Origin of the sequence: Ochrobactrum sp. 19YEA23, assembly GCF_029909865.1 — a bacterium.
Lineage (GTDB): Bacteria > Pseudomonadota > Alphaproteobacteria > Rhizobiales > Rhizobiaceae > Brucella > Brucella gambitense.
Genome location: NZ_JASAMQ010000003.1, coordinates 1 through 25,950, shown reverse-complemented (window position 1 = coordinate 25,950; position 25,950 = coordinate 1). Strand labels below are relative to the sequence as shown.

Genomic DNA, 25,950 nt, shown 5'->3' with positions numbered 1-25,950 from the left:
ACGGGTCGTGACCGGGACTTGCTAAAAAAATATCGTCAATTTGGTCGACATCGGGCTGATTGCAGCCATATCTTGTTTCTATATTGCCGAAATCGGGGGGCATCAAGGCACGCCCGTCCACATTTCTCCAAATCCTCAAGTCGCGAGACCCTTCCGTCTCCGAACCACAAGAGCGCGCAGCATGATTCCGACCGGTGGAAATCTCTACCTACAGGCCCTAATGATTCTCGGTGGCGCCATCATCGCCGCGCCGCTGTTCAAGCGTCTGGGGCTTGGCACAGTGCTGGGCTATCTGGCTGCCGGCATCACGATCGGACCCGTCGCGCGCCTTATCGCCGACGGTGAGGAATTCCTGCACTTTTCCGAGCTGGGCGTGGTGTTCCTGCTCTTCATCATCGGCCTCGAACTGAAGCCGTCGCGGCTCTGGGCGTTGCGTCATGCGATCTTCGGGCTGGGCGCGGCACAGGTTCTGCTGTGTGGCGCAGTTCTAACGGCGCTTGGAATCTATCTGGCAGGCCTAAACCCGGAAGCTGCCATTATCATCGGCTTTGGCCTCGCCCTGTCTTCGACAGCCTTCGCCATGCAGGTGCTGGAAGATCGCGCCGAGACCAACCAGAAGCACGGGCAGCGCGCCTTCGCGATCCTGCTGTTTCAGGACCTCGCCATCGTTCCAATTCTGGCGATCATTCCGGCCCTGTCGCCCAATGAACCGTCACAGGCGAGCGCGGGCTTTCACCTTGCAACCGCCGTTGCCGCCATTGCCGCGCTCGTCGTTGCCGGGCGCTATCTGATCAATCCGATGTTCCGGATCATCGCCAATACTGGTGCGCGCGAGGTCATGATCGCTGCTGCCCTGTTTGTCGTGCTGGGATCGGCAGGATTGTTGCAGGCAGCTGGTCTGTCCATGGCCATGGGCGCGTTCATCGCTGGCGTGCTCCTGGCCGAGTCCTCCTATCGCCACGAGCTGGAAGCCGATATCGAACCGTTCCGTGGTATTTTCCTCGGCCTCTTCTTCGTCGCTGTGGGCCTGTCGCTCAATCTCAGCGTGATTTTGGAATATTGGAAGACGATCCTTCTGGCCGTGCCGGTCTTCATGGCGGCAAAGATCGCCGTCATCTATGTGCTCTGCCGCATCTTCCGTTCCAGCCACAATGACGCCGTGCGCATCGCCTTCCTGCTGCCGCAGGGCGGCGAGTTCGCCTTCGTGCTGTTCTCGGCTGCTTCCGCCGCAGCGATCATCTCCAGTGCTCTCGGCTCGGAACTGGTGGCGGCCGTTACCGTATCCATGGCGCTGACCCCGCTTTCGGTGGCCATCGGCTCGAAGCTTCTCATCAAGGACAAGCCAGTCGATGAAATCGAAGAGGATTTCGAAGGCGCGGGCTCCGACGTGTTGATGATCGGCTTCTCGCGTTACGGCCAGATTGCATCGCAGATCCTGCTCGCTGGCGGTATCGACGTGACGGTGATCGACAAGTCGCCGAACCGCGTGCGCGCTGCTGGCAAGTTCGGTTTCCGCATCTATTTCGGCGACGGCACCCGCAAGGACGTGCTGGAAGCTTCCGGCATCCGCAAGGCCAAGATCGTCGCAGTCTGCACCCATAACAAGGAAACAACGAACCATATCGTCAGCCTGATCCAGTCGGATTATCCGGATGTGCGTCTGTTTGTGCGCTCCTATGACCGCGAGCATACGTTACAGTTGCGGGCACAGGGCGTGGAATACGAACTGCGCGAAACTTTCGAATCCGGCCTGCTCTTCGGGCAGCGGGCGCTGGAAGGTCTGGGCATGGCGGAAAACAACGCCTATGCCATCCGCGAGGATGTGCGCCAGCGCGATGAGGACCGCCTGCATGTGCAGGCCTCTGAAGGCATCATGGCGGGACGGCATCTGTTGTTCAACAAGCCGGTTACGCCTGAACCTCTGGTCAAGCCGACGCGCGAAGGCCAGCGTATCGACAAGACGGTCGATGCGCCTTCCCCTGCCGCCAACGACGATACGATGGAAGATGCAATCCCCGCCGAGTGAACCGGCGGGTTAAGAAAGCGTCGGAAGATTATCGCCCTCGATAATGTGATCGAGGGCCTGTTTCAGTTCTTCGCGTACACCGACGCTCTGTTCGAGAATCTGATCGAATTTCAGGAAATCGAGCAGGCCGATGCGACCCACGTCCGGCCGCAGAAAAATATGCGGTGGCCGAATGCGGAACTTGTTCTCGATGATCGAGCACATGGTCAGCTGGTTGCCGCCGATAACCGCTTCGAATGTAGTCGGCATATAATCGTCGTCACCGGGCGGCGCGCCTACGACATCGATGCCGATGACAATATCCGCCTTGTCGAACAGAAGATCGAACGGCACCGGGTTGAACAGGCCGCCATCAACCAGAATGCGACCATTGCGGCGCACGGGTGCGAAGACCGGCGGAATGGCGCAGGAAGCGGCAATAGCAGAGCGCAAATCGCCATCGACGATCTGAACTTCCTTCGCGGCGTGAAAATCCGCCGCAGTAATGCTCATCGGAATCTTGAGGTCTTCGACCTTGTCCGGCAGCGATGCGGGCAGGAACACATCGATGATTTTCTCGATGTTGAACTGGCTGACGCGAAAGCCGCCTTTCAGCAGTTCGACCCAGCGGGATGGACGCGTCTGCCACATACGACGCGCCACTTCTGAACGACGATTGAAAATCGCCGCCATATAGTCGTGTATTTCCTTGCCGCTCATGCCGTTGGCCATGCCCGCGCCGACAATCGACCCGATGGACGATCCGGCAATGGCGACAGGCTTGATGCCCAGCTCGTCAAGGGCTTCGATAATATGCAGATGCGCAATGCCCCGCGCTCCGCCGCCGCCGAAAGCGACGGCAATGCGGGGCGTGGATGGCATGGCGTTATCCAAGCGAGTTCCTCAACTCTTAGCAGGTCCATAGATCAATATCGCCGGTTCTGCTTCGAGCAGTTTCTTGGCAATAGCCTTGACCTGATCAAGCGTCACCGCATCGATAAGCGCCGAACGCTTGTCGATATAATCACGCGGCAGTCCCGCATCCTGCAAGCTGACCAGCGTTTCGGCAATGGCTCCCGAAGAATCGAGATTGTTCACCGCATAAGATCCTTTGAGGAAACTCTTTGCGGCGGCAAGCTCTGCTTCCGTCGGGCCGTCATTCGCCATGGCAGCCACCTGCTCGCGAATGATCTTGAGCGAGTCCTGCGCTTTTTCCGGGCGCGTCGCCGTCGAGATCGCCAAGGCGGACACATGATCGTGCAACACCAGCTGCGAAGAAACCGAATAGGCGAGACCGCGCTTTTCGCGCACTTCAGCATAAAGCCGCGAGGTGAAGCCGCCACCCAGAATGTGGTTCATCAGGTAAGCGGCAAAGAAGTCCGGATCCTTGCGCGGGATTGCCGGATAGACGAACCGGATCGCCGTCTGCGGCACATCGAACGAAAGGCTGGTGGTCGTGCCGAGCGCCAGCTTGACGTCAGGCACCGGAACCAGTTCCGCCGCTGCGGGCAGATCGCCGAACACCTTGTCGAGCATCACGCCAAGGTCTTTGGCATTGATGGAGCCGACCACACCGATGGTCAGCCGGTCGCGGGCAAAATTCTTGCGATGGAACGCCACGAGATCGTCACGGGTAATCGCCTGAAGCGATTTGACCGTGCCTTCGTCTGGCCGTGCATAAGGATGGTTGCCATAAAGCACTTCAGCAAAACGGCGCGCTGCGATGGTGCCGGGATTGCGCTGCGCCGCCTCAATGCTTGCCACGACCTGACTGCGGATGCGGTCAACCGCAGGCTGATCGAAGCGCGGCTTGTTGACAGCCAGCGCCACGAGATCGGTCACGGCATCGCGATTTTCCGCCAGCATACGAACCCCGCCAGCAACGGCATCCTGCGTGGCGGTGAAGCTCATTTCCGCACCCAGATTATCGATCCGTTCCTGAAACGCATCGGAATCGAGATCACCTGCGCCTTCATCAAACAGGCCGGTCATCAGATTGGCGAGACCTTCCTTGCCTGCCGGGTCTTGCGACGTGCCGCCCTTGAACGAGAAGCGCATGGAAACCAGCGGCACCGAATTGTCCTCCACCAGCCAGGCATGAATGCCCTTGGGCGAAACGACTTCCTGTATCTCAATGGCGCGCGCAGGCAGCGCGCAAATCACGAGAAGCGCCATGGATGCGACCAGAGCACTTGCGAGCGAACGCGGACCGGGAGAGGCAAAAACGCGTTTGAAGTTCAGCATGATCATGGTCTTCACTGGATCGCTCCCTCTGCACCATTGCCGCTGGCACCGTTTGCGGGCGCGTTGGGGTTCTCACGGGCGTTTTCCGGCTCGGCATTGGGCGGCAGAAGATAACTGGTCACCGACTGGTCCTTGACGAGATACCGCTCCGCCACGTCTCGAATCTGATCGGCTGTCACCGCCTTGATAAGATCCGGCCATTTCTGGATATCTTCCACCGACTGGCCGACGGATAGCGTCGAACCATAAATCCGCGCCATGCCAGCCTGGCTGTCACGGGCGAAAATGACCGCCTTCAGGAAGCGGTTGCGCGCCTGATCCAGTTCGGTCTGGGTCACGCCGTCCTTGACGATCCGCGCCAGTTCAGCTTCCACCGCCTTCTCCACATCGCCAAGCGTTGCGCCGTCGCGCGGCGCGCCATAGACCGAGAAGGTGCCGTTATCGAGCGCGTCACCACTATAGGTTGCACCCGTATTGGCTGCGATGTTGTTCTTGACGATCAGCGTCTGGTAAAGGCGCGACCGGGTCGAGCCGCCGAGAATTTCACTCAACAGATCGAGCGCAGGCGCATCGCCCGGTTTCACATCGGGAAAACGCTTTTCATTGGCATAGGACGGAACCAGCCAGGACATACGGAACGATGGCGTGCTGATGCGCGCATCATGCAGCGTCACCACGCGGGCGGCGTGTTTTTCCGGCTCCTGCGGGCGGTCGCGCGGCAGAACTTCGGCACGCTTCGGCACATTGGCCCAGGTCTTGAGCGTCAGTTCACGCACGCGTTCCGGCGTCACGTCACCGGCGATGACCAGCGTGGCGTTGTTTGGCGTGTAATATTGCTGATAGAAGTCGATAGCGTTCTTGAGGCTCAGCTTTTCCATTTCCTGCCGCCAGCCGATAACCGGCTTGCGATAGGGATGGTTGTAGAAGAGCACGGCATCGGTGTTCTCGCTCAGCATCGCAGCGGGGTTGGAATCAACGCGCATGCGCCGTTCTTCCAGAATGACCTCACGCTCGGTGGTCACGGCCTCTTCGTTCAGAACCAGATTTTCCATCCGGTCCGACTCGAAACCCATGATCATTTCCAGCGCTTCGGGCGAAACCCGCTGGTAGTAGGCGGTGTAGTCATAAGAGGTGAAAGCGTTTTCCTCGCCGCCGATCGATGCGACCTTGGACGAGAACTCGCCTGCCGGATGGTTCTTCGTACCCTTGAACATCAAATGCTCAAGAAAATGCGCAATACCGGAAACGCCCGGCACTTCATCAGCCGAGCCAACGTGATACCAGATCATCTGCGTCACAACCGGTGCGCGATGATCGGGAATGACCACGACTTTCAGGCCATTGGGCAAGGTGAAATTGCTGACGCCATCGGACTGGGTGATTTCAGGCAGAGCGGCCTGATCGCCTTGCGCTTGTGGCGCAGGGGCCGGCTTAGCGGCATCGGTTTGGGGGGCTGGTTGATTTTGAGCTTCAACGGAGCCGGTTGCGAGCGGCAGAGCCAGCGCGAAACCAAGAGCGGTCGATAACAACAGGCGTCGGAGGGAGGTGTTATTCACCAAGCGACATCTCCAATCGGTTTCATTTCCGCCCGGCCTTTCCGGGCGGCATGCTTCAGTTCATTACCAGCGACATCGCCGCCGAACAGAAATAGAGCGGCGGCAAACACCGCTGCAAATCATCTCAATCGGCTTTGAGTTGGATGAGCCGAATGATTGTGCCGCCGTAGTTGCGCTCGTCAAGCACAACAAATTGTTCGTCAAGCTCAAGCGAAGCTTCAGCTGCCTCTTCAAGCACCAAAAGTGCGTCAGGATTAAGCCAGCCGCCCTGAAGCGCCGATAAAAATGCTTTTTCCCCCATGCGCCGTCCATAAGGCGGATCGGCGAAGATCAGATCGAACGGCTCCATCGTGCCGACAATGCCAAGCTGACAGGCGTCACGACGGAGAATCTTCGTATGACCTTGCAGGCCAAGCGCCTCGACATTCTGGCGCAAGAGCCCACGACCTTCCGCGGATTCCTCCACAAAGGTCGCGTAACGCGCACCGCGCGAAAGGGCTTCAAGACCGAGCGCGCCGGTGCCCGCGAAAAGGTCGAGGACGCGCGCGCCTTCCACCTTGTCGGGGAAGCTGTGCGCGAGAACATTGAACAGGCTCTCGCGCGTGCGGTCCGTGGTGGGGCGGATGGCGTTGGTAGACGGTGTTACAAGCGGACGACCGCGAAACTTACCGCCGACGATCCGCACCGCCGCCTCCCGATCTGCCACCGCCGCCTGGCTTACCGCCAGTGGGCTTTCCGCCGGTCGGCTTGCCACCCGGACGTCCGCCTGGCTTACCGCCCGATTTACCTGCTGGCTTACCACCGTCAGGTCCACGACGCGGGCCATCGCTGAAACCGCGTGGAGCGCCACCGCTACGCGCGCCTGAACGCGTATCGCGATCAGAACCGCCGAAGCGACCCTCGCCACGTGTACCGCCCGGCTTGTCGGACTTATATGGCTTGTCGGATTTGAACGTCTTGCGACCTTCAAAACCACCCTGCGCGCGCTCGCCGGATGCAGCATCGCGCAACTCGGCGCGCTCGCGCTTGCCGGGACGACGTTCCTTGTGACCGTCCTCACGCTTTTCGCGCGGTTCCGGACGCCCGCCTTCAGAGCGGGAACCTTCAAAACGGGGGCCCTCAGAACGAGCGCTGTAAGAGCGACCTTCCGCCCCCGGCTTACCGCCAGAGCGCGGACCGCTTGAACGCGGGCCTTCCGAACGCTTGTCGTAACGGCGTTCGCCACCCTCTTCGCGGCCCTGCTCGGCATCGTCCGAACGACGCGGACGCACCTGCATGTCGCCGCTGAACTTCGCGCCGCGATGCGGCACCTGATGTTCGACGCGCGCAGGCTTGGAAGCGGCCTTCTCGCCCTTTGGACGCGCGCCGGGCGCCATCCAGACGTTGGCGTTGCCGCGACGGCGCGGTTCCACCTTCTCCGTCTTGTCTTCGCGTCCGCGACGACGTTCGGGACGGCTGGAAATCCATTCGCGCTCACGCGGTGCGCGGCGGGTTTCGCTTTCCTGTTCCGGCTGAGCTTCTTCCATCTCGCGACGGGTGCGGCCCTGTACAGCGGCATTGGAGAACTCATTGAAGATCGGCGCGTCGAAATCGGCACCGGAATCCTCAACCAGCTTGTCACCAAGCTGATCGCGCAGCGTGCGGCCCTTAATTTCGCGCACAGCGCCTTCTTCAAGGTCACCAAGTTGGAACGGGCCGAAAGACACACGGATCAGACGACCGACGGTCAAACCCAGTGCGCCGAGAATGTTCTTCACTTCACGGTTCTTGCCTTCGCGCAAACCGATATTGATCCAGACATTCGCGCCCTGAACGCGCTCAAGCTCCGCTTCGATACTGCCATAGAACACGCCGTCGACAGCGATACCGTTCTTCAATTCGTCGAGCTGCGGCTGCGTGACCTTGCCATGGGCGCGCACGCGATAGCGGCGCAGCCAGCCGGTGGACGGCAGTTCCAGAACCCGCGACAGCCCGCCATCATTGGTGAGCAGCAGAAGTCCTTCGGTATTGATATCGAGACGACCAACCGACAGCACGCGCGGCATTTCAGCTGGCAGCGCATCGAACACGGTCGGGCGACCTTCAGGATCGCGATTGGTGGTCACGAGACCGGCAGGCTTGTGATAGAGCCACAGGCGGGTGCGCTCGGCCTGCTTCAGCGGCTTGCCGTCGACGGTGATGACGTCGGTGCGCTTCACATTGACCGCAGGGCTATCGAGCACCTTGCCGTTGACCGCGATACGACCGGCGGCGATCATCGTTTCAGCTTCACGACGCGAAGCGATGCCGACACGCGCCAGACGCTTGGCGATACGCTCGCTCGTATCTTCCTCAACTTCCACATCGCGCGGGGCACTCCGGCGTGGTCCGGCGCGGCGTGCATCGTCCCGGTCACCATCATCGCGGCGCGGGCGGCTGTCACGGCCCGGGCGATCGGAACGGTCCGAGCGTTCAGGGCGATCCGAACGGTCAAACCGTCCCGAACCACCTTTGGGGCCGCCTGAGCGCCCGCCGCCGGCGCCACCGGGGCGTCCGCTACGGCCATGAGGCGGCTTGCCGCCCTTGTTATCGTCGTCTTTAGTCATCTGGTATTGGCCTCTCAGCAGCGTTTCCGTGTCACCTTGCACCGTCGAAAGCAGGCAAAGGAATGTCTGGAACGAAAACGCCGTATAAATCTGTTCGCAAATCGGTTTCGATTTCGAGAATTATGCAGTAACAAATCGCTCCAGTGCTTGCGAGCGAAATTTCCCGATCCATGCAATGAAATGGACGTGCATGAAATGGAGTGCACATGAAAAAGGCGGCCTCCGCAACCGTTACCGATGCACCAACACCGATGGATGCCGCGCTGAATGAAGCGCGCGCCGCTGGTGCGCGCGGCGAAGTGCCGATTGGCGCCGTTGTCGTGCATGACGGGCAGATCATCGCCCGCGCCGGAAACCGCACGCGGGAACTCAACGACGTGACCGCCCACGCCGAGGTGCTGGTCATCCGGCAGGCCGGTGAAGCCCTGCAATCGGAACGGCTGATCGACTGCGATCTCTATGTGACGCTGGAACCCTGCGCCATGTGTGCCGCTGCAATCTCCTTTGCACGCATCCGCCGCCTTTATTACGGCGCATCCGACCCCAAGGGTGGCGGCGTCGAACACGGCCCCCGCTTTTACACCCAGCCGACCTGTCATCATGTGCCGGAAATCTATGCGGGCTTCTCCGAAGGCGAAGCGCAGAAAATCCTCAAGGATTTTTTCCGCGAGAAGCGCTAGCCCCTCGGCTTATGCCCGGTCATATGACGCAAGGTGTCGTCACGCAGTGCGAAATGGTGAACCAGAGCCATGAATACATGGCAGACGACAACCGCCAGCAAAACCCAGCCAAGTGGGCCATGAAGCGCGCTGCCAATGCTGTTCAGCGTTTCGTTTTGCACGCCAGCGGCATCGAAGATCGGCATGCCGAGGAAGGAAAAGCTCCGCCCCCGACCATAGGCGCGGATCAGCGCGAGGACCGGAATTGCAAACATCAGCGCATAAATGCCCAGATGACCGAGCGTCGCGGCCTTACCCATCAGGCCGTCCTTATGCGGACGGCGACCCGTATTGAGAAGGCCCCAGACGCCACGCAGCAGAACCAGAACCAGCAATGCAAAGCCAAGCTGCTGGTGTGCGGACCAGAAAAACGTGAAAACCGCGCTGCCTCGCGCAAAGAGATGCAAAATTGCCGACAGAAATTGCCATAGAAACAACAACGCCATCAGCCAGTGAAAGCTGCGGGAGACCACACCGTAACCGTTGCGGCTGTCCCAGATCGTGTTTGCGCTGCTCATTGAACTATACCTTTGAAGCGATGCCCTATCATGCCCTTTACAGACATGAAGTCTTTGATTGAAATCAAATAGAAGTCATGATGCTTAAAATTACAAATTTGTAATATCCGGCCAGAAAACCTTCACACTATACTCAAAATAAAACAGCCACAGCGGATAGTAACGCCATGGCTGCTTAAACTCTTATAAATAATTTCTGGACGTTAGTTCCAGGGCAGATAATCGCGCCAGCCCTTGGACTTGCCAGCGGCCTTCTTGCGCTCGCGTTCCTTCTGCGCCTCGTCCTGCCCCAGTTCGCCGGTGGCGGCGGTGGATGCCGGTTCACGATAGGCCAGCGGCGGCTCGCTCAGATATTTGCGGTTCGTGGCCGAACCCTGCGCCTGCTGTGCACGTTCTGCCTTGATGGCCGCCATTTTCTGCGGATCAACGGTTGGCAAACGGGAATCATATTCTTCGCGACGGCTGTTGCCGCCCGGAAGTGCAGTCTTCAGGTTGCTCGCAACCGGACCGTCTGCTTCAACCGGCGAGACGAAGTTCGGGTTATCGCGGTTGGCGGTGATTTCATCACGCAGGCGCTTGCGACGCTGTTCCGGAGATTCCGGCCAGTCTGCACCGCCGGCGGTGGCCACATTATCCTGCGGTGCAGGCAGCTGCCCCTTATCGCCAGGAGAAGGACGCACAAGATCAGGACGCGGCTTGTAATCGATGCGCTCTTTCTTGTTCTTGCCCTGACCGAAGCTCGCCATATTGGAAACGTCGTCGAAGAGCTGCGCGCCCGACGACTTGTCCGTCCCGTAGGTCGGCGAAGACATGCAGCCTGACAGCGAAAGACCCGCTACAGCCGTCATAAGTATCAGAACTCGTCCGTCAATCTTCATTAGCGCCACTTCTTTTACGCCTGTCGATTCTTTGTTCGCGAGGCTTGCTCCAGCGTGCCTTGCCTCAAAAAACCGGCAACTCCAAGGCAGATCGTGAATTTATTCGAGGACTGCCTTGTACATGAGAGGAACTCATGCGGCAATCCGGCTTTAACCGCTATTTCACCATGTTCACGCGGGAAGCCGCAACCCCTGTTGCGTAAACAAACAATCCGCCCCGGGTGAAACCGGAGCGGATTGTGATTTTTGCGATCAGGCTTCGAGCTTGCCGAGCGCCTTCAATTCGCGCAGTGCCTCGGCATCGCGGGCCGACACTTCCGGGAATTCCGGGTCGGAACCCACATCCGTGGTGTAGCGCCACGAACGCGCACATTTTTCGCCTTCGGCGCGAACAGGCACGACGGCCACACCCTTCACATCACCAAGCGTGAAAGCGCTTTCCGGTGCCGCTGCATCGCTGAACGAGATGCCGCTGGTGATGCAGATTTCCGCAAAATCGAGACCGTCGAGCGAATCGCTCAGGCTCTTGTCGGAGATGTGGACCACCGGCGCTGCTTCCAGCGACGAACCGATGCGCTTGTCTGCGCGTTCCAGCTCCAGCGCGCCGGTCACAACGCGGCGAACCGCACGAACCTTGCGCCACTTTTCGGCCAGAACGTCATCACGCCATGCAGCAGGCGTCGGACGGAACTGCTCGGCATGAACCGAAACCGACTGCGGGTAACGGTCGAGCCATGCTTCTTCCATGGTGAAAGGCAGCATCGGCGCCAGCCAGGTCGTCAGGCGATCGAAGATTTCGCGCACGGTCTGCAACGCAGCCTTGCGGCGAACACTCGACGGGGCATCGCAGTAAAGCGCGTCCTTGCGGATATCGAAATAGAAAGCCGAAAGTTCGACATTCATGAAATCGATCAGAGCGCGGGCGATGCGCTTGAAATCGAATGTGTCATATCCGCTGCGCACAACCTCATCCAGCTCCGTCAGGCGGTGCAGCATCAGGCGCTCAAGTTCCGGCAGATCGGCATGAGCAACGTTTTCGCCTTCGTCATGCGCCAGCGTGCCCAGCATCCAGCGGATGGTGTTGCGCAGCTTGCGATAGGCATCAATATTGGTCTGGATGATGCTCTTGCCGAGGCGCTGATCTTCCCAATAATCGGTCGTCATGACCCACAGACGCAGGATATCCGCGCCGGATTCCTTGATCACGTCCTGCGGCGTTACCGTATTGCCGAGCGACTTCGACATTTTCTTGCCGTGCTCGTCCATGGTGAAACCATGGGTCACGACGGCGTTATATGGCGCACGACCGCGCGTGCCGCAGCTTTCCAGAAGCGACGAATGGAACCAGCCGCGATGCTGGTCCGAGCCTTCGAGATAGACGTCTGCCGGCCATTTCATGTCCGGGCGGTCTTCCAGCGTGAAGGTGTGGGTCGATCCGGAATCGAACCACACGTCCAGAATGTCGCGCACCTGCACCCAAGGCTCATTGGCGCGGTTACCGAGGAAACGCTCGCGCGCACCTTCGGCAAACCATGCATCTGCACCTTCGGCCTCGAATGCATCGAGAACACGCTTGTTGACTGCATCGTCCTGAAGGATGTTGCCTTCCTCGTCCACGAAAACGCAGATCGGTACGCCCCAGGCGCGCTGACGCGAAAGCACCCAGTCCGGGCGACCTTCGATCATCGAGCGCAGGCGCGTCTGACCGGCAGCCGGGACGAAACGTGTATCGTCGATGGCCTTCAGCGCGCGTGAGCGCAGCGTGGTGCCGTCGCCGAGGTTCTTATCCATATAGACGAACCATTGCGGCGTGTTGCGGAAGATGACCTGCTTCTTGGAACGCCAGGAATGCGGATAGGAGTGCTTGAGGCGACCGCGGGCGAACAGCTTGTCATTGGCGATAAGCTGATCCATCACCGACTTGTTGGCGTCGCCCTTCTTGCCGTTGTCGTCGATCACGCGTGCGGCACCGCCTTCGCGGTCTGGACCGAAGCCCGGCGCGTCCTTGGTATAATAGCCGTCGTCGCCGACCGGGAACGGGATGCTCGGATCGATACCGCGTGCTTCCAGTTCACGAACATTGTTCATCCAGGCTTCAAAGTCTTCACGACCGTGGCTTGGCGCGGTGTGGACGAAACCCGTACCGGCATCGTCGGTCACATGATCGCCATCGAGCATCGGAACCGCGAATTCGTAGCCGCCCGCAAACCCCTTCAGCGGATGATCGAGCACGATCTTGCCAAGCTCGTCTGCCGAAACACCGCGCAGGCGCTTGAACTGAAGCTTTGCCTTGGCGAAGCTTTCTTCAGCCAGCTTGTCGGCGAAGATGAGCTTTTCGCCCGGAAGCGGGCCAAAATCGTTCTCGGCTTCCGTGACTTCGTAAAGCCCATATTCGATACGCGACGAATAGGACACGGCGCGGTTGCCGGGGATGGTCCATGGGGTGGTCGTCCAGATCACCACGGCGCTGCCGGAAAGATCATTCTGGCCAGCGACCGGGAACTTGACCCAGATCATATCCGACTCGACGTCGTGATATTCGACTTCGGCTTCGGCAAGCGCCGTGCGCTCGACAACCGACCACATTACCGGCTTGGAGCCGCGATAAAGCTGACCGGAAGCCGCGAACTTGAGAAGCTCGCCAGCGATGCGCGATTCAGCGTGGAAATTCATCGTCGTGTAGGGGTTTTCGAAATCGCCGAGGATCGCAAGACGCTTGAACTCATCCGTCTGGACCCTGATCCAGTTGGCGGCGAATTCACGGCATTCCTTGCGGAATTCGTTGATCGGCACTTCGTCCTTGTTCTTGCCTTCGGCGCGATATTTTTCCTCGATCTTCCATTCGATCGGCAGGCCGTGGCAATCCCAGCCCGGAACGTAGTTCGAGTTATAGCCGCGCATCTGGAACGAGCGGGTGATGACGTCCTTGAGGATCTTGTTCAGCGCATGGCCGATATGGATATTGCCGTTGGCATAGGGAGGGCCATCGTGCAGCACATAGAGCGGGCGGTCTTTCGCCTGCTCGCGCAGCTTCTTGTAAAGGTTCATCCCCTCCCAGCGCTCGACGAACAGCGGTTCGCGCTGCGGCAAGCCCGCGCGCATCGGAAATTCTGTCTGCGGCAGATTGAGGGTTTTAGAGTAATCGATCTTGGTCGTCTCAGTCATGATCGGTATTCGCCTGTGAAGCCTCGGCCAGAAATGGCGGGCATGTGGATCAACGATAACAGGGGGACTGTAAGAGCACAGCCGGTCGTTCCCGGACCTCCGCGCCAGATATTGCCTGGCAAAACAGCCATTCAGGCAAAGCGGGAGGCCGGGCCAATAATTCGTATGGCCGTCATGATAAGCCGAAAATCCGTCATCATGGGCACGCTTTTAGCAATGAGCTTTGCAGGAATAAAGAGGCCAGGGGAACAAAGACGCAATAAAACTGCATCCCTGCCCCTGAAAATCTTCACAGTAGCGTCCGCTTCATGCGGTCTGACACGTGGTCAAACCGCGTGAGCGCCTTAATCCAAAGAGAAGTCGAAACGGTAGGTCGCAGAGATGCCAACCATGAACTGGTCGGGCGAACCGCGCTCCTTGACGATGCTCGAATCCTTGGCCGGGCCTTGCAGGCGGGTATATTCGCCAAACAGGCTGGTATCGATCTTGTCGGTCGCCTTCCAGTTGATGGCACCGCCGAAACCGGCCGATTTGAAACCGCCACCCGGATTGTATTCCGACAGACCGGACGCTGCCGATTCCTGCGCATCAACGCCGTAATAGGTCTTGAAGTAATCCTTCGACGCGAAAGTTGCGCGCGGACCTGCCGAAACGCGGATAACCGGCGTCACATCATAAAAGGCGTCCGCAGAAATATCGGCGACAACGCCCTTATGGGCGCGGATGCCTTGACGCACCTCACCACGCACACGCAGCCAGTCGGTCGGATAGACTTCGGCAAAACCGCCCACTTCACCGCCGAACTTGGTGTCTTTCAGGCCGTGAATGTCATCGTCGCGTTCGAACAGCAGCTTGCCTGCCAGACCGGCGCGGAAGCGGTTGTTGTCGATCAGCGCGAAGGAAACATTGTCGTTGCGCGAGGAAAACCGCGTCGCTTCGCCCTGACGGCCAAGCGAAATCAGCGGCTGCGCGGAAAAGCGATATTTGTTCGAGCCTTCGAACTTCGGCGCGACCAGACCGGCAGCGCCGACCTTGAGATACCAGTCGCCGGACCAGAAATGCTTGCGGACCGGCTGAACCGTTTCCGCCGCATAGACATCGGTCTGCTGCACATCGGCGGCATGAGCAATGGAACCGGTGAGGGGAATGAGAGTGCCTGCAACGAGGGCCAGTGAGAGAATACGCAAAACAAGATCTCCGACAAACAGCACCTCGAAACTTCGCAAGGTGTTTAACACTCTCTGTCGGAAATACGTAAAATTTGACTTAAATCTTAGGTAGAAAAATAATCCGCTACACTTCACTCAAAGGAAAGCACACGGTCCAGTTCCGAAAGAGGACGGGCACCGGCCAGTAAGGCGCGGGCTTCTTCCTCGTCGCGCTTCATCTGCTCGATCAGCGGATCCAGCCCGTCAAATTTCACTTCGCCGCGCAGGAAGCCGAAGAACGAAACACAGGCGACTTCGCCGTAAAGATCGCCGGAAAAATCGAACAGGAATGTTTCGAGAAGCGGCGAGCCGTCGCTATCCACCGTAGGACGACGGCCAAAACTGGCGACACCGTCATGCAGGCTGCCAACCTGCCTGCGGAAACGGACGGCATAAATGCCATGTTTCAGGCTGGTCTGGGCGCTGACCTTCATATTGGCCGTGGGAAAACCGAGTGTGCGCCCAAGCTTCTTGCCGTGAATGACCTCGCCGCAGACCGCATAGCGATAGCCGAGCAGTCCTGCCGCTCCGGCAACATCGCCGTCGCAGAGCAGATTGCGAACCCGCGTGGACGAAACGAGATTGTTGCCTTCATCGGTAAAGGCATCCACCAGCGTCACATGGAAACCAGCGCCCTCGCCTGCCTGCAGGAGAAACTCCGGCGTGCCGCGCCGGCCCTTGCCGAAGTGAAAGTCATAGCCGGTCACGACACGGCTGGCATGGAGTTTTTCGACCAGAATATGCTGCACGAAATCTTCAGCCGACCGGCTGGAGAATTCGGCGGTGAAAGGCTGCTCCACAACCGCATGAAAGCCCATGTGCCGCAGGATCGACGCCTTTTCACGCGCATCGGTGAGCCGGTCGATCGGTTCGTCCGGCTTGAAGAAACTGCGCGGATGCGGCTCGAATGTCAGCACGACTGCAGGCAGGTTTTCCTTGGCCGCGATTTCCAGCGCTCGCTCAAGCACGGCCTGATGTCCGCGATGAACGCCGTCGAAATTGCCGATGGCCACCACGCAATTGCGCAGCCGCTCCGGCAAGGTGTCGGTTCCCGAAAGACGTTGGAAATCAGAATTCGTCATGGTGTGCCTGAGTCTTGACTTGCTTCAGTCTGAGCTTGTTTGACCTTGCCCGCAATGTGCGAAAATATCAGACGAGCGCGTAAAGCTCGGCGACTGGACGATGTCCGTGCTTTTCCAGAAACGCTTCCATCTTTGCGAGATCGACAGCTCCGTTATCTGCATAATCGGCAGCGTGCACGCCCCCCGAAATATAGAGCACATCGAGACCGAAACCGGCAGCGCCCTTCACATCGGTCAGCACGCCATCGCCAATGCCGAGAATGCGGCTCTTGTCGACGGGGCCGCCACGAACCTCTTCGGCAGCGTGCAGCGCAGCCTCATAGATCGGGCGATGCGGCTTTCCGGCGATCAGCGTGCGACCGCCGAGCTGGCTGTAGTCGCGCGCAAGAGCGCCTGCACACCAGACAAGACGCGGACCGCGCTCGACCATAATGTCGGGATTGGCGCAGATGAAAGGCAGGTTGCGCGAACGCAGACGCTGGAGCAGGTCGGCGTAATCGGCAGGCGTTTCCACATCGTCATCGGCAAGACCGGTACAGACGACGCCATCGGCCTCGAATTCTTCCACCAGTTCCACATCCAGCCCGTCATAGATCGACAATTCGTTTTCGCGACCGATGTGCAGAACCTTGCGCGGACCTTCGACGATCAGGTCGCGGGTCACATCGCCGGAGGTGACGACACGATCATAGGTATCCGCAGGCACGCCCAGCATTGCGAGCTGCGCCTCGACGCCCGGATGCGGGCGCGGAGAATTGGTGACGAGAATGACCGTGACGCCTCTGGCGCGGGCGCGCTTCAGCGCATCGACAGCAGCCGGATGTGCAGCGACGCCATTATGCACCACGCCCCAGACGTCGCAGAAAAACACGTCATATTGGCCGGTCAGATCGTCGAGGCTTTCAAGCTGCTTCATAGTCTTCCTCTTGATATTCCATTTTCGAGCTGGAACGCCGCCCGCATAAGCAAGCCGCATGCGCTCCATCTAACGCAGCCGATCAGAACTGTCACGAGCTTTACCGCCAATAAGCCGAGAAAGCGCCGCGTCCAAACACCCCATGAGGAATGTCTCAATAAGCTGTTGTGTAGATTCACCGATCATTTACCGCACTTCGTGACCGACTGTTAGAAAGATGCTGCTAGGAACGACGCACAACCTTTCGGTTCAACAAAGAACAACACAACCTTTCGGGCGGGCGTGGATTTGAATAACTGGAGCGGACCAGCAAGGAGGCTTTTCGCCGCCTGCACGACGGGCTTTGCACGCAAGGCAAAAGTCGGAAGCCTTTTCGACAGAGCAAACCGATTCTGCAGTGACGAACGCGGCAATTTCGCGATGATCACGGCCATATTGCTCGTGCCGCTATTGCTTGCTGGCATGGTCGCAATAGACGCCACCAATCTCATGCGCACCCGCAACAATGTGCAGGCCGCGCTTGACGCGGCGGCGCTGGCCGTCGGCAAGCGCTTTTCGACCGGCGCGAGCGAAGCGGACATGAAGGACTATGGCGGCAAGGTCTTTAATGTGAACCTGACAGCGATTGCCGCGGATCGGGTCGCCTTTGCCATCCAGTTTCCGCAAACTTCGAACGATAATCAGCAGATCGAAGCCACCGCGAACTTCATATATCCATCGCTGTTCGGCTCCATCGCAGCACAACTGACCAACTCGGCCAATGACTGGGACAACAAGCAATATACGCTGAGTTCCTTCGTGCGGCTGAAGAATACTATTGAAGTGGCGCTCGTGCTCGATAATTCCGGCTCCATGAATGAAAATGGCGCCGGTTCGAATACGCAGCGCCTGCAATTGCTAAAAGACGCCGCAACACAGCTCGTCGACAGCATGGCTGCGCAATCGGCTTTAATCACGCGCGTTGAAAAACCGGTGCAATTCTCACTGGTGCCCTTCGCGGGCTCCGTCAACATAGGTCCCGGCTATCTCAAAGAAACATGGATGGACCCGAGCGGCACCTCGCCGGTCAATCTCGAAAACTTCGTACTGCCGGTCAAAATCGACAGCACGCGCAGCATTGTCGAAAACCCGACAGGCAGCGGCCTTTACTTCAAATCGGGTACTGGCTGGGGAACGGACAATAACAAGGCCTTTTCTCGCGCTGTTCTCTATGCCGATCTCGCAAAGCGTTCTACCGCCTCGTGGATTCCGTGGGCAGGATGCGTTGAGGCGCGCCCGGGCACCCTGGCGCTGGACGTGACCCCGCCATCCGTCGGCAAACCGGAAACCCTGTTCGTGCCAATGTTTGGCCCGGCGGAATATTACGATGCCGACAAGAACGGAAACCCGACCAACCTCACGCTGAACAGCTGGTGGACAGACGACACCAGCTTGACGGGCCTGGCCCGCCAGAATGACCTCAAGAAATATTATCTGAACAATGTACTGTCGAAGCAGTCTTCTGGTGGTGGGCCAAACTATAGTTGCACGACCACGGCCATCACGCGCCTGACCGACATCTCCACCGATGCAGGCAAGACGACGATCAAGACGGCGATCAAGGCCATGCAGCCAAATGGCGGTACGAATGTTCCGGAAGGCATGGCGTGGGGATGGCGCACACTTGTACAGGGCGCGCCGTTTACGGAAGGCCGCCCATCGACCGACCGCGGCAACGACAAGGTTGTGATCGTGCTCACCGATGGCGCCAATACGTACTATACGTATAATTCGCTTGCTGGATCGAACAGGGATAAGGCCAGCAACCTGTCCTACTATTCAGCACATGGCTATACGAGCCGCACCACGAAGGGCTACAGCCAGACCCGTCTGTTTCAGGAAAGCGGCGTGTCTGTCTCGCAGGACAACAGCGTCTATACCAAAGCGATGAATGCCCGTTTCAACAAGCTTTGCAACAATGCGAAGGACGCCAACATCATCGTTATGACTGTGGCGGTGGACCTGAACACGAGCAAGACGGACGAAAAAGCCCAGATCGAGCTGCTGAAAACCTGCTCGTCCGACTCGCGTGTTCGCCTCGACGGCGGCAAGCCCGCCAAGCTGTTCTGGAACACAACCGGTGGCAATCTGTCGGAAACGTTCCGCCAAATTGGCGATGAGCTGTCAAACCTGCGCATCTCGGGTTGATCCTGCAAACGAACCACCATATGCGGAGCGGACCACTCGGCCCTCCGCATATCGGACCACCTGATCCCTTCGCGAACGGTGCAAATTAACCATCATTCGCCTGTCAAATTTTTCAGGCAATCTTGACATTAAAAGATCCGGCCTCTATCTCAAAGGCACGTTAGCACTCCGGATGAGAGAGTGCTAACAGCGCGGATCGGTTTGATCCGTATAACAGGGTTCAACGTCTATAACACCAAGGGTTATACCATGGCTGATATCAAGTTCCGCCCGCTTCATGACCGCGTCGTCGTTCGTCGCGTTGAATCGGAAGCAAAGACCGCTGGCGGGATCATTATCCCTGACTCCGCTAAGGAAAAGCCGCAGGAAGGCGAAGTTGTCGCTGCTGGCGCCGGCGCTCGTGACGAAGCTGGCAAGCTCGTTCCGCTGGACGTCAAGGCTGGCGACAAGGTTCTGTTCGGCAAGTGGTCCGGCACGGAAGTCAAGATCAACGGCGAAGACCTGCTGATCATGAAGGAATCCGATATTTTGGGTATCGTCGGCTAATTCATTTAGCCCGGAGCATTTCCAGCAAAAGTGCGAAGCGGTTTTGCGTAGGATAATGCGTAAGAACAAAGAGACAGAGCGGTTTCGCTCCTGCCTCAAAACCAATTCACCATACCTGACCGGGATATTCCCAGGAGAGTAAAATGGCTGCAAAAGACGTAAAATTCGGTCGCTCTGCGCGCGAAAAGATGCTGCGCGGCGTCGATATCCTCGCTGACGCTGTTAAGGTCACGCTCGGCCCGAAAGGCCGCAACGTTGTAATCGACAAGTCCTTCGGCGCTCCGCGCATCACCAAGGACGGCGTTTCGGTTGCCAAGGAAGTCGAACTGGAAGACAAGTTCGAAAACATGGGCGCACAGATGCTGCGCGAAGTGGCTTCCAAGACCAACGACACTGCCGGTGACGGCACCACCACCGCGACCGTTCTCGGTCAGGCTATCGTTCAGGAAGGCGCCAAGGCTGTTGCCGCCGGCATGAACCCGATGGACCTGAAGCGCGGTATCGACCTCGCAGTTTCGGAAGTTGTTGCAAACCTTCTCGGCAAAGCCAAGAAGATCAACACCTCGGAAGAAGTTGCCCAGGTTGGCACGATCTCCGCTAACGGCGAAGCCGAAATCGGCAAGATGATCGCTGAAGCGATGCAGAAAGTCGGCAACGAAGGCGTCATCACGGTTGAAGAAGCCAAGACCGCCGAAACCGAACTCGAAGTCGTTGAAGGCATGCAGTTCGACCGCGGCTACCTGTCGCCGTACTTCGTCACCAACCCTGAAAAGATGGTTGCTGACCTCGAAGACGCTTACATCCTTCTGCACGAAAAGAAGCTCTCGAACCTTCAAGCTCTTCTGCCGGTTCTCGAAGCTGTCGTTCAGACCTCCAAGCCGCTCCTCATCATCGCTGAAGACGTTGAAGGCGAAGCTCTTGCGACCCTCGTCGTCAACAAGCTGCGTGGCGGCCTGAAGATTGCTGCTGTCAAGGCTCCTGGCTTCGGCGACCGCCGCAAGGCCATGCTCGAAGACATCGCGATCCTCACCGGTGGTCAGGTTATCTCCGAAGATCTCGGTATCAAGCTCGAAAGCGTTACGCTCGATATGCTCGGCCGCGCCAAGAAGGTGTCGATCTCCAAGGAAAACACCACGATCGTCGACGGTGCAGGCCAGAAGGCCGAAATCGACGCTCGCGTTGGCCAGATCAAGCAGCAGATCGAAGAAACCTCTTCGGACTACGACCGTGAAAAGCTTCAGGAACGCCTTGCCAAGCTCGCTGGCGGCGTTGCCGTGATCCGCGTTGGCGGTGCAACGGAAGTTGAAGTCAAGGAAAAGAAGGACCGCGTTGACGACGCCCTGAACGCAACCCGCGCTGCGGTTGAAGAAGGCATCGTTGCTGGCGGCGGTACCGCTCTGCTCCGCGCTTCGGTTCAGATCAAGGCCAAGGGCATCAATGCTGACCAGGAAGCTGGCATCAACATCGTTCGTCGTGCGATCCAGGCTCCGGCCCGTCAGATCACGACCAACGCTGGTGAAGAAGCTTCGGTTATCGTTGGCAAGATCCTCGAAAACGGCGCTGACACCTTTGGCTACAACACTGCCAACGGCGAATATGGCGATCTGATCGCTCTCGGCATCGTTGATCCGGTCAAGGTTGTCCGTACGGCTCTGCAGAACGCAGCTTCGGTTGCTGGCCTGCTGATCACCACGGAAGCCATGATTGCTGAACTGCCGAAGAAGGATGCAGCTCCGGCTGGCATGCCTGGCGGCATGGGCGGCATGGGCGGCATGGACTTCTAAGAAATCCATAACGCACGCCCATGAATGGATATGCCTGCGCCGCAAAGCGGCGCGGGTGGCGGCATGGATTTCTAAGAAATCCATAAAGCACTACTTTAAAGAGAACCTCCGGCTTCGGCCGGAGGTTTTTTATATCTAAAGTCCCAAAAGCCATCCTTAATTGACGAATACTAAGCCAAACCCACAGCCAAATAATGAGCCCGCGCATATGCGGGAGAGCGGTTAACCGGCACTTCGCTCATTACGTTACGTAACTATCTGTGATTTATAAAAAATTTACCGTCTGACCCCTTTGCCGATGTTAATATTCTATTTTAGAAAGTTCTCATTGACTTGAGACAACCAATCATGGTCAATCCCGGTTGACATGAGATGGACTTCCAGTTTGCCCCCGCACCCCGGAAGTCCTGTCTCAGGCAACAGGAAAGGCAGGCTTCGGCCTGCCTTTCCACTTTAAGGCGTATTTTCACAAATTTCTGGCCCGTAGATTTTCCTACGAAGTTCAGCTCGTGCTTGCGCTCGACTGCTTCAGCTTGCCTCCCGCCGATTTTGCCCTATCGTTATCGCAATGTGAGAGAGGACGGAAAATCATATGCGCAAGGAACTGCCAATCGATACTGCCCCCAAGGATGGTCGCAAGATTACAGTCGTCTGGACCGATGAGGATGATCAGCGCAATGAATCGATTGCGCAATATCGTTCGCTCGCCCAATTGAACGCTGGCGGCGGACAGTGGGATGAGACCGATACCGGCTGGTGGACATTCACTGACAGCAAGACCCAGCGCAAGATCGAGCCGACCGCGTGGATCTCCGAAACCGAGGGCGGAGACGACGATCAGGAAGACAACTGACCGGCGCAGAAATTCACGCTCAAATAAAGTTGAATTTCCTAATCATATTTTGTCAAATAGCTCCGTAAGGAAAAGACGGAGCTACCAATTCGTTGGTAGTGCTATATTCATTGCGTCAGAGCCCGATACGGGCCGAAAGCTAGCCGGAGACATGAAATGACCGCCACGCGTACCGAAACAGATACTTTCGGACCGATTGATGTTCCCGCCGACCGCTATTGGGGCGCACAGACACAGCGTTCCTTGCAGAATTTCAAGATCGGCGGCGAGCGCATGCCACTGCCGCTCGTTCATGCGCTGGGCGTCGTCAAGCGCGCCGCAGCCGAAACCAATATTGCGCTCGGCAAGCTCGACCCGGTTCTGGGTCAGGTCGTCGCGGTTGCTGCGTCAGAAGTGATCGAAGGCAAGCTTGACGATCATTTTCCGCTCGTCGTCTGGCAGACGGGTTCCGGCACGCAGTCGAACATGAACGCCAATGAAGTGATCTCCAATCGCGCCATCGAACTGCTTGGCGGCGAGAAGGGTTCGAAAAAGCCGGTTCATCCGAACGACCACGTCAATATGAGCCAGTCATCCAATGACAGTTTCCCGACGGCGATCCATATCGCCACGGCGGTTGAAGCGGTCAATCGCCTTTACCCGGCGCTGGAGCATTTGACCAAGGCGCTCAAGGTCAAGGAAGAAGCCTTCAAGGACATCATCAAGATCGGCCGCACCCATACGCAGGATGCCACGCCAGTCACGCTCGGTCAGGAATTTTCCGGCTATCGCGCAGCGCTTGAATATGCGCGTCATCGCATTGAGCAGTCCCTCGCCGATGTTTTTCTGCTCGCGCAGGGTGGCACGGCAGTGGGCACCGGCCTTAATGCGCCGATCGGCTTCGACAGCGGCTTTGCTGATGCAGTCAGCGAAATCACCGGCCTGTCGTTCAAGACTGCGCCGAACAAGTTCGAAGCGCTGGCCAGCCATGGCGCAATTCTCAACTTCCATGGCAGCCTGAACGCGCTGGCGGCTGATCTGTTCAAGATCGCGAACGATATCCGCTTCCTCGGTTCCGGCCCGCGTTCCGGCCTCGGCGAACTGTCCCTGCCGGAAAATGAGCCCGGCTCGTCGATCATGCCGGGCAAGGTGAATCCCACGCAGGCCGAAGCCATGACCATGGTGGCAACGCAGGTCTTCGGCAACCAGACCACAGTGACGGTCGCCGCCAGCCAGGGCCATTTCGAACTGAACGTGTTCAAGCCGGTCATCGCTTACAATGTCCTGCAATCGATCCGCCTGCTCAGCGATGCGATGGTTTCCTTCGCCGATCACTGCGTGGACGGAATTGAAGCCAATGAAACCCGCATCAAGGAACTTCTGGATCGTTCGCTGATGCTGGTGACTGCGCTCGCACCTGCAATCGGCTACGACGGTGCAGCGAAGATCGCCAAGACCGCGCATAAGAACGGCACGACCCTGCGCGAAGAAGCGCTGGCGAGTGGGCTGGTGAGTGCTGAAGACTACGACCGGCTCGTCCGGGCGGAGCGCATGATCGCGCCTGAGTAATCAGGCGTGCATGATCGTCTATATGCAGTGAACAAACTGTCGAGAATTATACGGCTTTTCTTGACAGTTGTTAATCGATAATTGATGGCAAAGTTCAACAGGAGAGAGCTCCCCCATGTCCTCGATTACCCCACAGTCCAACGGCGCTGTAACGCTCATCGCCCGCGTGTTCCTTTCGATCCTCTTCATCATTGCCGGTTTCGGCAAGCTGACGGCTCTTTCCGGCACGGCTGGCTATTTTGCAGGCCTCGGCCTTCCGCTCCCGATGGTTACGGCTGTCGTTGTCGGCCTCGTTGAGTTTGTCGGCGGCATTGCCATTCTGGTCGGTTTCCAGACCCGTATCGCTGCAGCAGTCGTTGGCCTGTTCACCATCGGTGCAACGCTTGTTGCCCACATGAACTTCGCTGAAGGCATGAACGCCCTGATGGCGCAGAAGAACCTTGCCATCGCTGGCGGCCTCTTCCTGCTCGCTCTGCATGGCGCAGGCTCGCTGTCGATCGACGCCAAGCGCGGCTGATCGAAATATTCCGTTCCGCCTCCGACTGCATCGGAGCGGTCCGCATGAAATGAAAAAAGCCGCGCCCGGTGTTTCAAACTGGCGCGGCTTTTTTCGTTCTGTTTTCCACAGTGCGCGCGCGTTTTACACGAACACACAATTTTTATCAGAATTCTCTTTTCAAAATGCCCCACCCATAGTTGTGTAGCCAGAGCGCTCCCAACACTGGCGCCGTTTATTTCAGCGTTTAAGGGCAAGTACTCCCCAAACGATCAATTGCATTCAAGTTTCCTCCCCAAGCGTAGATTGTAGAGAAAAATGACTGTTTCCTCCGCAGCCAGCAGCCAGTCTCCCACTGGCTCAACCCCTATTGGAAATTTCGGTTTCGCACTCACCAGCCTGACCGTTTTGTTCTTCATGTGGGGCTTCATCACCAGCCTCAACGACATCCTGATCCCGCATCTGAAGAATGTCTTCCAGCTCAACTATACCCAGTCGATGCTGATCCAGTTCTGCTTCTTCGGCGCATACTTCATCGTTTCGCTGCCCGCCGGAGCGCTCGTCAAGCGTATCTCCTACAAACGCGCCATCGTCGTCGGCCTCGTGGTCGCCGCCATCGGCTGCGCCCTGTTCATTCCGGCAGCTTCCTACCGGGTCTATGGGCTGTTTCTCGGCGCACTCTTCGTGCTGGCGTCCGGCGTCACGATACTGCAAGTGTCTGCCAACCCGTATGTCACGATCCTCGGCAAGCCGGAAACGGCTGCAAGTCGCCTGACGCTGACACAGGCGTTCAACTCGCTCGGCACGACGATTGCACCGCTTTTCGGCGCAATGCTGATCCTGTCTGCCGCAACCGGGGCCGTCAACAGCACGGCGGAAGCCGATGCCGTCAAGTTCCCCTATCTCTTGCTGGCACTCGCCTTTGTCGTTCTTGCCGTTGTCTTCGCTATCCTGAAGCTGCCGGATGTCGAAGCCGAAGAAAGCACCGTCGCGGATGAAGGTTCTGCCTGGCAGTACCGGCATCTGGTGCTGGGCGCCATCGGCATTTTCGTCTATGTGGGCGCGGAAGTCAGCGTCGGCAGCTTTCTCGTCAATTTCCTGAGCGACCCGAGTGTGGTCGGCTTATCGGAAACCGATGCGGCGCATCACGTCGCCTATTTCTGGGGCGGAGCCATGGTCGGCCGCTTCATCGGCTCGGCAGCCATGCGCTATATCGATGACGGCAAGGCGCTGGCCTTCAACGCCGTGGCCGCCATTCTGTTGCTGCTCCTCACGGTCGCGACAACGGGCAATGCCTCCATGTGGGCGGTTCTGGCTATCGGCCTGTTCAACTCGATCATGTTCCCGACCATCTTCAGTCTGGCACTGCATGGCCTTGGCAAGCACACCAGCCAGGGCTCGGCGATCCTGAATCTGGCCATTGTCGGCGGCGCGATCATCCCGCTGATACAGGGCGCGCTGGCCGATACAGTCGGCATTCATCATGCCTTCCTGATGCCGATCATCTGCTATGTCTATATCGCCTTTTATGGCCTCGTCGGCAGCAGACCGAAACGCTAAACCTCAAAGTCATGACCTCCACCAGAGGTGGAGGTTTGGGACGCTACGCTTGAACCACTAGAAGTGGTTTTGTTATGTGCTAGTAGGAGCCTTTAAAAAG

20 protein-coding genes are annotated in these 25,950 nt (G+C 58.1%); 9 read left to right on the top strand and 11 right to left on the bottom strand.

Annotated elements, in window-relative coordinates:
* The first annotated feature begins 181 nt into the window (after positions 1-181).
* Entirely contained in the window at positions 182-2,026 is a 1,845-nt protein-coding gene (locus QBD01_RS09180) for a monovalent cation:proton antiporter-2 (CPA2) family protein (RefSeq protein ID WP_280992530.1), read from the top strand.
* A gap of 9 nt (positions 2,027-2,035) precedes the next feature.
* Here QBD01_RS09180 and QBD01_RS09175 read toward each other — a convergent pair whose 3' ends face one another.
* The 5 genes from QBD01_RS09175 to QBD01_RS09155 form a co-directional block, all read right to left on the bottom strand.
* On the bottom strand, positions 2,036-2,899 hold the full coding sequence (locus QBD01_RS09175) for a patatin-like phospholipase family protein (RefSeq protein WP_280992529.1): 864 nt from the start codon (positions 2,897-2,899) through the stop codon (positions 2,036-2,038).
* A 9-nt stretch (positions 2,900-2,908) separates the two neighbouring features.
* Complete coding sequence (locus QBD01_RS09170; protein WP_280992855.1) at positions 2,909-4,249, bottom strand: pitrilysin family protein; 1,341 nt, start codon at positions 4,247-4,249, stop codon at positions 2,909-2,911.
* An 11-nt stretch (positions 4,250-4,260) separates the two neighbouring features.
* Positions 4,261-5,805, bottom strand: coding sequence for a pitrilysin family protein (locus QBD01_RS09165; protein WP_280992528.1), 1,545 nt, complete (start codon positions 5,803-5,805; stop codon positions 4,261-4,263).
* Between the two features lie 124 nt (positions 5,806-5,929).
* Positions 5,930-6,490 carry a 16S rRNA (guanine(966)-N(2))-methyltransferase RsmD gene (gene rsmD, locus QBD01_RS09160; protein ID WP_138783836.1) on the bottom strand — a complete coding sequence of 187 codons (561 nt, stop codon included), beginning with the start codon at positions 6,488-6,490 and terminating at the stop codon, positions 5,930-5,932.
* A complete protein-coding gene (locus QBD01_RS09155; protein ID WP_280992527.1) occupies positions 6,471-8,390 on the bottom strand; it encodes a pseudouridine synthase in 1,920 nt (639 codons plus the stop codon). Before QBD01_RS09155 ends, rsmD begins: the two co-directional genes overlap by 20 nt.
* Before the next feature lie 206 nt (positions 8,391-8,596).
* Between QBD01_RS09155 and QBD01_RS09150 the strand changes: the two genes are divergently transcribed.
* Complete coding sequence (locus tag QBD01_RS09150) at positions 8,597-9,070, top strand: nucleoside deaminase (RefSeq protein WP_280992526.1); 474 nt, start codon at positions 8,597-8,599, stop codon at positions 9,068-9,070.
* Here QBD01_RS09150 and QBD01_RS09145 read toward each other — a convergent pair.
* The 6 genes from QBD01_RS09145 to QBD01_RS09120 all read right to left on the bottom strand — a co-directional run bounded on the left by QBD01_RS09145 (position 9,067) and on the right by QBD01_RS09120 (position 16,876).
* On the bottom strand, positions 9,067-9,627 hold the full coding sequence (locus tag QBD01_RS09145; protein WP_280992525.1) for a cytochrome b: 561 nt from the start codon (positions 9,625-9,627) through the stop codon (positions 9,067-9,069). The genes QBD01_RS09150 and QBD01_RS09145 overlap by 4 nt on opposite strands.
* Positions 9,628-9,830: 203 nt before the next feature.
* Positions 9,831-10,505: a hypothetical protein gene (locus QBD01_RS09140; RefSeq protein WP_182519552.1), complete on the bottom strand. Its 675-nt coding sequence runs from the start codon at positions 10,503-10,505 to the stop codon at positions 9,831-9,833.
* Positions 10,506-10,757: 252 nt separating this feature from the next.
* Positions 10,758-13,670 (bottom strand): isoleucine--tRNA ligase, encoded by a 2,913-nt coding sequence (ileS, locus tag QBD01_RS09135; protein ID WP_280992524.1) that lies wholly within the window; start codon positions 13,668-13,670, stop codon positions 10,758-10,760.
* A 344-nt stretch (positions 13,671-14,014) separates the two neighbouring features.
* Positions 14,015-14,857 carry a MipA/OmpV family protein gene (locus tag QBD01_RS09130; RefSeq protein WP_392391354.1) on the bottom strand — a complete coding sequence of 281 codons (843 nt, stop codon included), beginning with the start codon at positions 14,855-14,857 and terminating at the stop codon, positions 14,015-14,017.
* Positions 14,858-14,970: 113 nt separating this feature from the next.
* A complete protein-coding gene (locus tag QBD01_RS09125) occupies positions 14,971-15,960 on the bottom strand; it encodes a bifunctional riboflavin kinase/FAD synthetase (protein WP_280992523.1) in 990 nt (329 codons plus the stop codon).
* Positions 15,961-16,027: 67 nt separating this feature from the next.
* Positions 16,028-16,876, bottom strand: a complete 849-nt coding sequence (locus QBD01_RS09120) for a TIGR01459 family HAD-type hydrolase (RefSeq protein ID WP_182519548.1) — start codon at positions 16,874-16,876, stop codon at positions 16,028-16,030.
* A 420-nt stretch (positions 16,877-17,296) separates the two neighbouring features.
* Here QBD01_RS09120 and QBD01_RS09115 point away from each other — a divergent pair, with 420 nt between their 5' ends.
* The 7 genes from QBD01_RS09115 to QBD01_RS09085 all read left to right on the top strand — a co-directional run bounded on the left by QBD01_RS09115 (position 17,297) and on the right by QBD01_RS09085 (position 25,850).
* Positions 17,297-19,063 carry a VWA domain-containing protein gene (locus QBD01_RS09115; RefSeq protein WP_280992522.1) on the top strand — a complete coding sequence of 589 codons (1,767 nt, stop codon included), beginning with the start codon at positions 17,297-17,299 and terminating at the stop codon, positions 19,061-19,063.
* A 249-nt stretch (positions 19,064-19,312) separates the two neighbouring features.
* On the top strand, positions 19,313-19,609 hold the full coding sequence (groES, locus tag QBD01_RS09110; protein ID WP_078339070.1) for a co-chaperone GroES: 297 nt from the start codon (positions 19,313-19,315) through the stop codon (positions 19,607-19,609).
* Between the two features lie 143 nt (positions 19,610-19,752).
* A complete protein-coding gene (gene groL / locus QBD01_RS09105; protein ID WP_182519547.1) occupies positions 19,753-21,393 on the top strand; it encodes a chaperonin GroEL in 1,641 nt (546 codons plus the stop codon).
* Positions 21,394-21,985: 592 nt separating this feature from the next.
* On the top strand, positions 21,986-22,246 hold the full coding sequence (locus QBD01_RS09100; RefSeq protein ID WP_280992521.1) for a hypothetical protein: 261 nt from the start codon (positions 21,986-21,988) through the stop codon (positions 22,244-22,246).
* 156 nt (positions 22,247-22,402) lie between these two features.
* The gene (fumC, locus tag QBD01_RS09095; RefSeq protein ID WP_078338958.1) at positions 22,403-23,794 is read left to right on the top strand and encodes a class II fumarate hydratase; all 1,392 of its coding nucleotides are present in this window, start codon (positions 22,403-22,405) and stop codon (positions 23,792-23,794) included.
* Between the two features lie 115 nt (positions 23,795-23,909).
* Positions 23,910-24,311, top strand: a complete 402-nt coding sequence (locus QBD01_RS09090; RefSeq protein ID WP_280992520.1) for a DoxX family protein — start codon at positions 23,910-23,912, stop codon at positions 24,309-24,311.
* 297 nt (positions 24,312-24,608) lie between these two features.
* A complete protein-coding gene (locus QBD01_RS09085) occupies positions 24,609-25,850 on the top strand; it encodes a sugar MFS transporter (RefSeq protein ID WP_280992519.1) in 1,242 nt (413 codons plus the stop codon).
* Positions 25,851-25,950 lie beyond the last annotated feature (100 nt).

What these genes read in the sequence shown, in the direction of transcription:
- QBD01_RS09180 (WP_280992530.1), top strand. Translation starts at nt 182, where the DNA reads ATGATTCCGACCGGTGGAAATCTCTACCTACAGGCCCTAATGATTCTC.
- QBD01_RS09170 (WP_280992855.1), bottom strand. Translation starts at nt 4,249, where the DNA reads ATGCTGAACTTCAAACGCGTTTTTGCCTCTCCCGGTCCGCGTTCGCTC.
- QBD01_RS09155 (WP_280992527.1), bottom strand. Translation starts at nt 8,390, where the DNA reads ATGACTAAAGACGACGATAACAAGGGCGGCAAGCCGCCTCATGGCCGT.
- QBD01_RS09150 (WP_280992526.1), top strand. Translation starts at nt 8,597, where the DNA reads ATGAAAAAGGCGGCCTCCGCAACCGTTACCGATGCACCAACACCGATG.
- QBD01_RS09145 (WP_280992525.1), bottom strand. Translation starts at nt 9,627, where the DNA reads ATGAGCAGCGCAAACACGATCTGGGACAGCCGCAACGGTTACGGTGTG.
- QBD01_RS09140 (WP_182519552.1), bottom strand. Translation starts at nt 10,505, where the DNA reads ATGAAGATTGACGGACGAGTTCTGATACTTATGACGGCTGTAGCGGGT.
- ileS (WP_280992524.1), bottom strand. Translation starts at nt 13,670, where the DNA reads ATGACTGAGACGACCAAGATCGATTACTCTAAAACCCTCAATCTGCCG.
- QBD01_RS09125 (WP_280992523.1), bottom strand. Translation starts at nt 15,960, where the DNA reads ATGACGAATTCTGATTTCCAACGTCTTTCGGGAACCGACACCTTGCCG.
- QBD01_RS09120 (WP_182519548.1), bottom strand. Translation starts at nt 16,876, where the DNA reads ATGAAGCAGCTTGAAAGCCTCGACGATCTGACCGGCCAATATGACGTG.
- QBD01_RS09115 (WP_280992522.1), top strand. Translation starts at nt 17,297, where the DNA reads ATGATCACGGCCATATTGCTCGTGCCGCTATTGCTTGCTGGCATGGTC.
- groES (WP_078339070.1), top strand. Translation starts at nt 19,313, where the DNA reads ATGGCTGATATCAAGTTCCGCCCGCTTCATGACCGCGTCGTCGTTCGT.
- groL (WP_182519547.1), top strand. Translation starts at nt 19,753, where the DNA reads ATGGCTGCAAAAGACGTAAAATTCGGTCGCTCTGCGCGCGAAAAGATG.
- QBD01_RS09100 (WP_280992521.1), top strand. Translation starts at nt 21,986, where the DNA reads ATGCGCAAGGAACTGCCAATCGATACTGCCCCCAAGGATGGTCGCAAG.
- fumC (WP_078338958.1), top strand. Translation starts at nt 22,403, where the DNA reads ATGACCGCCACGCGTACCGAAACAGATACTTTCGGACCGATTGATGTT.
- QBD01_RS09090 (WP_280992520.1), top strand. Translation starts at nt 23,910, where the DNA reads ATGTCCTCGATTACCCCACAGTCCAACGGCGCTGTAACGCTCATCGCC.
- QBD01_RS09085 (WP_280992519.1), top strand. Translation starts at nt 24,609, where the DNA reads ATGACTGTTTCCTCCGCAGCCAGCAGCCAGTCTCCCACTGGCTCAACC.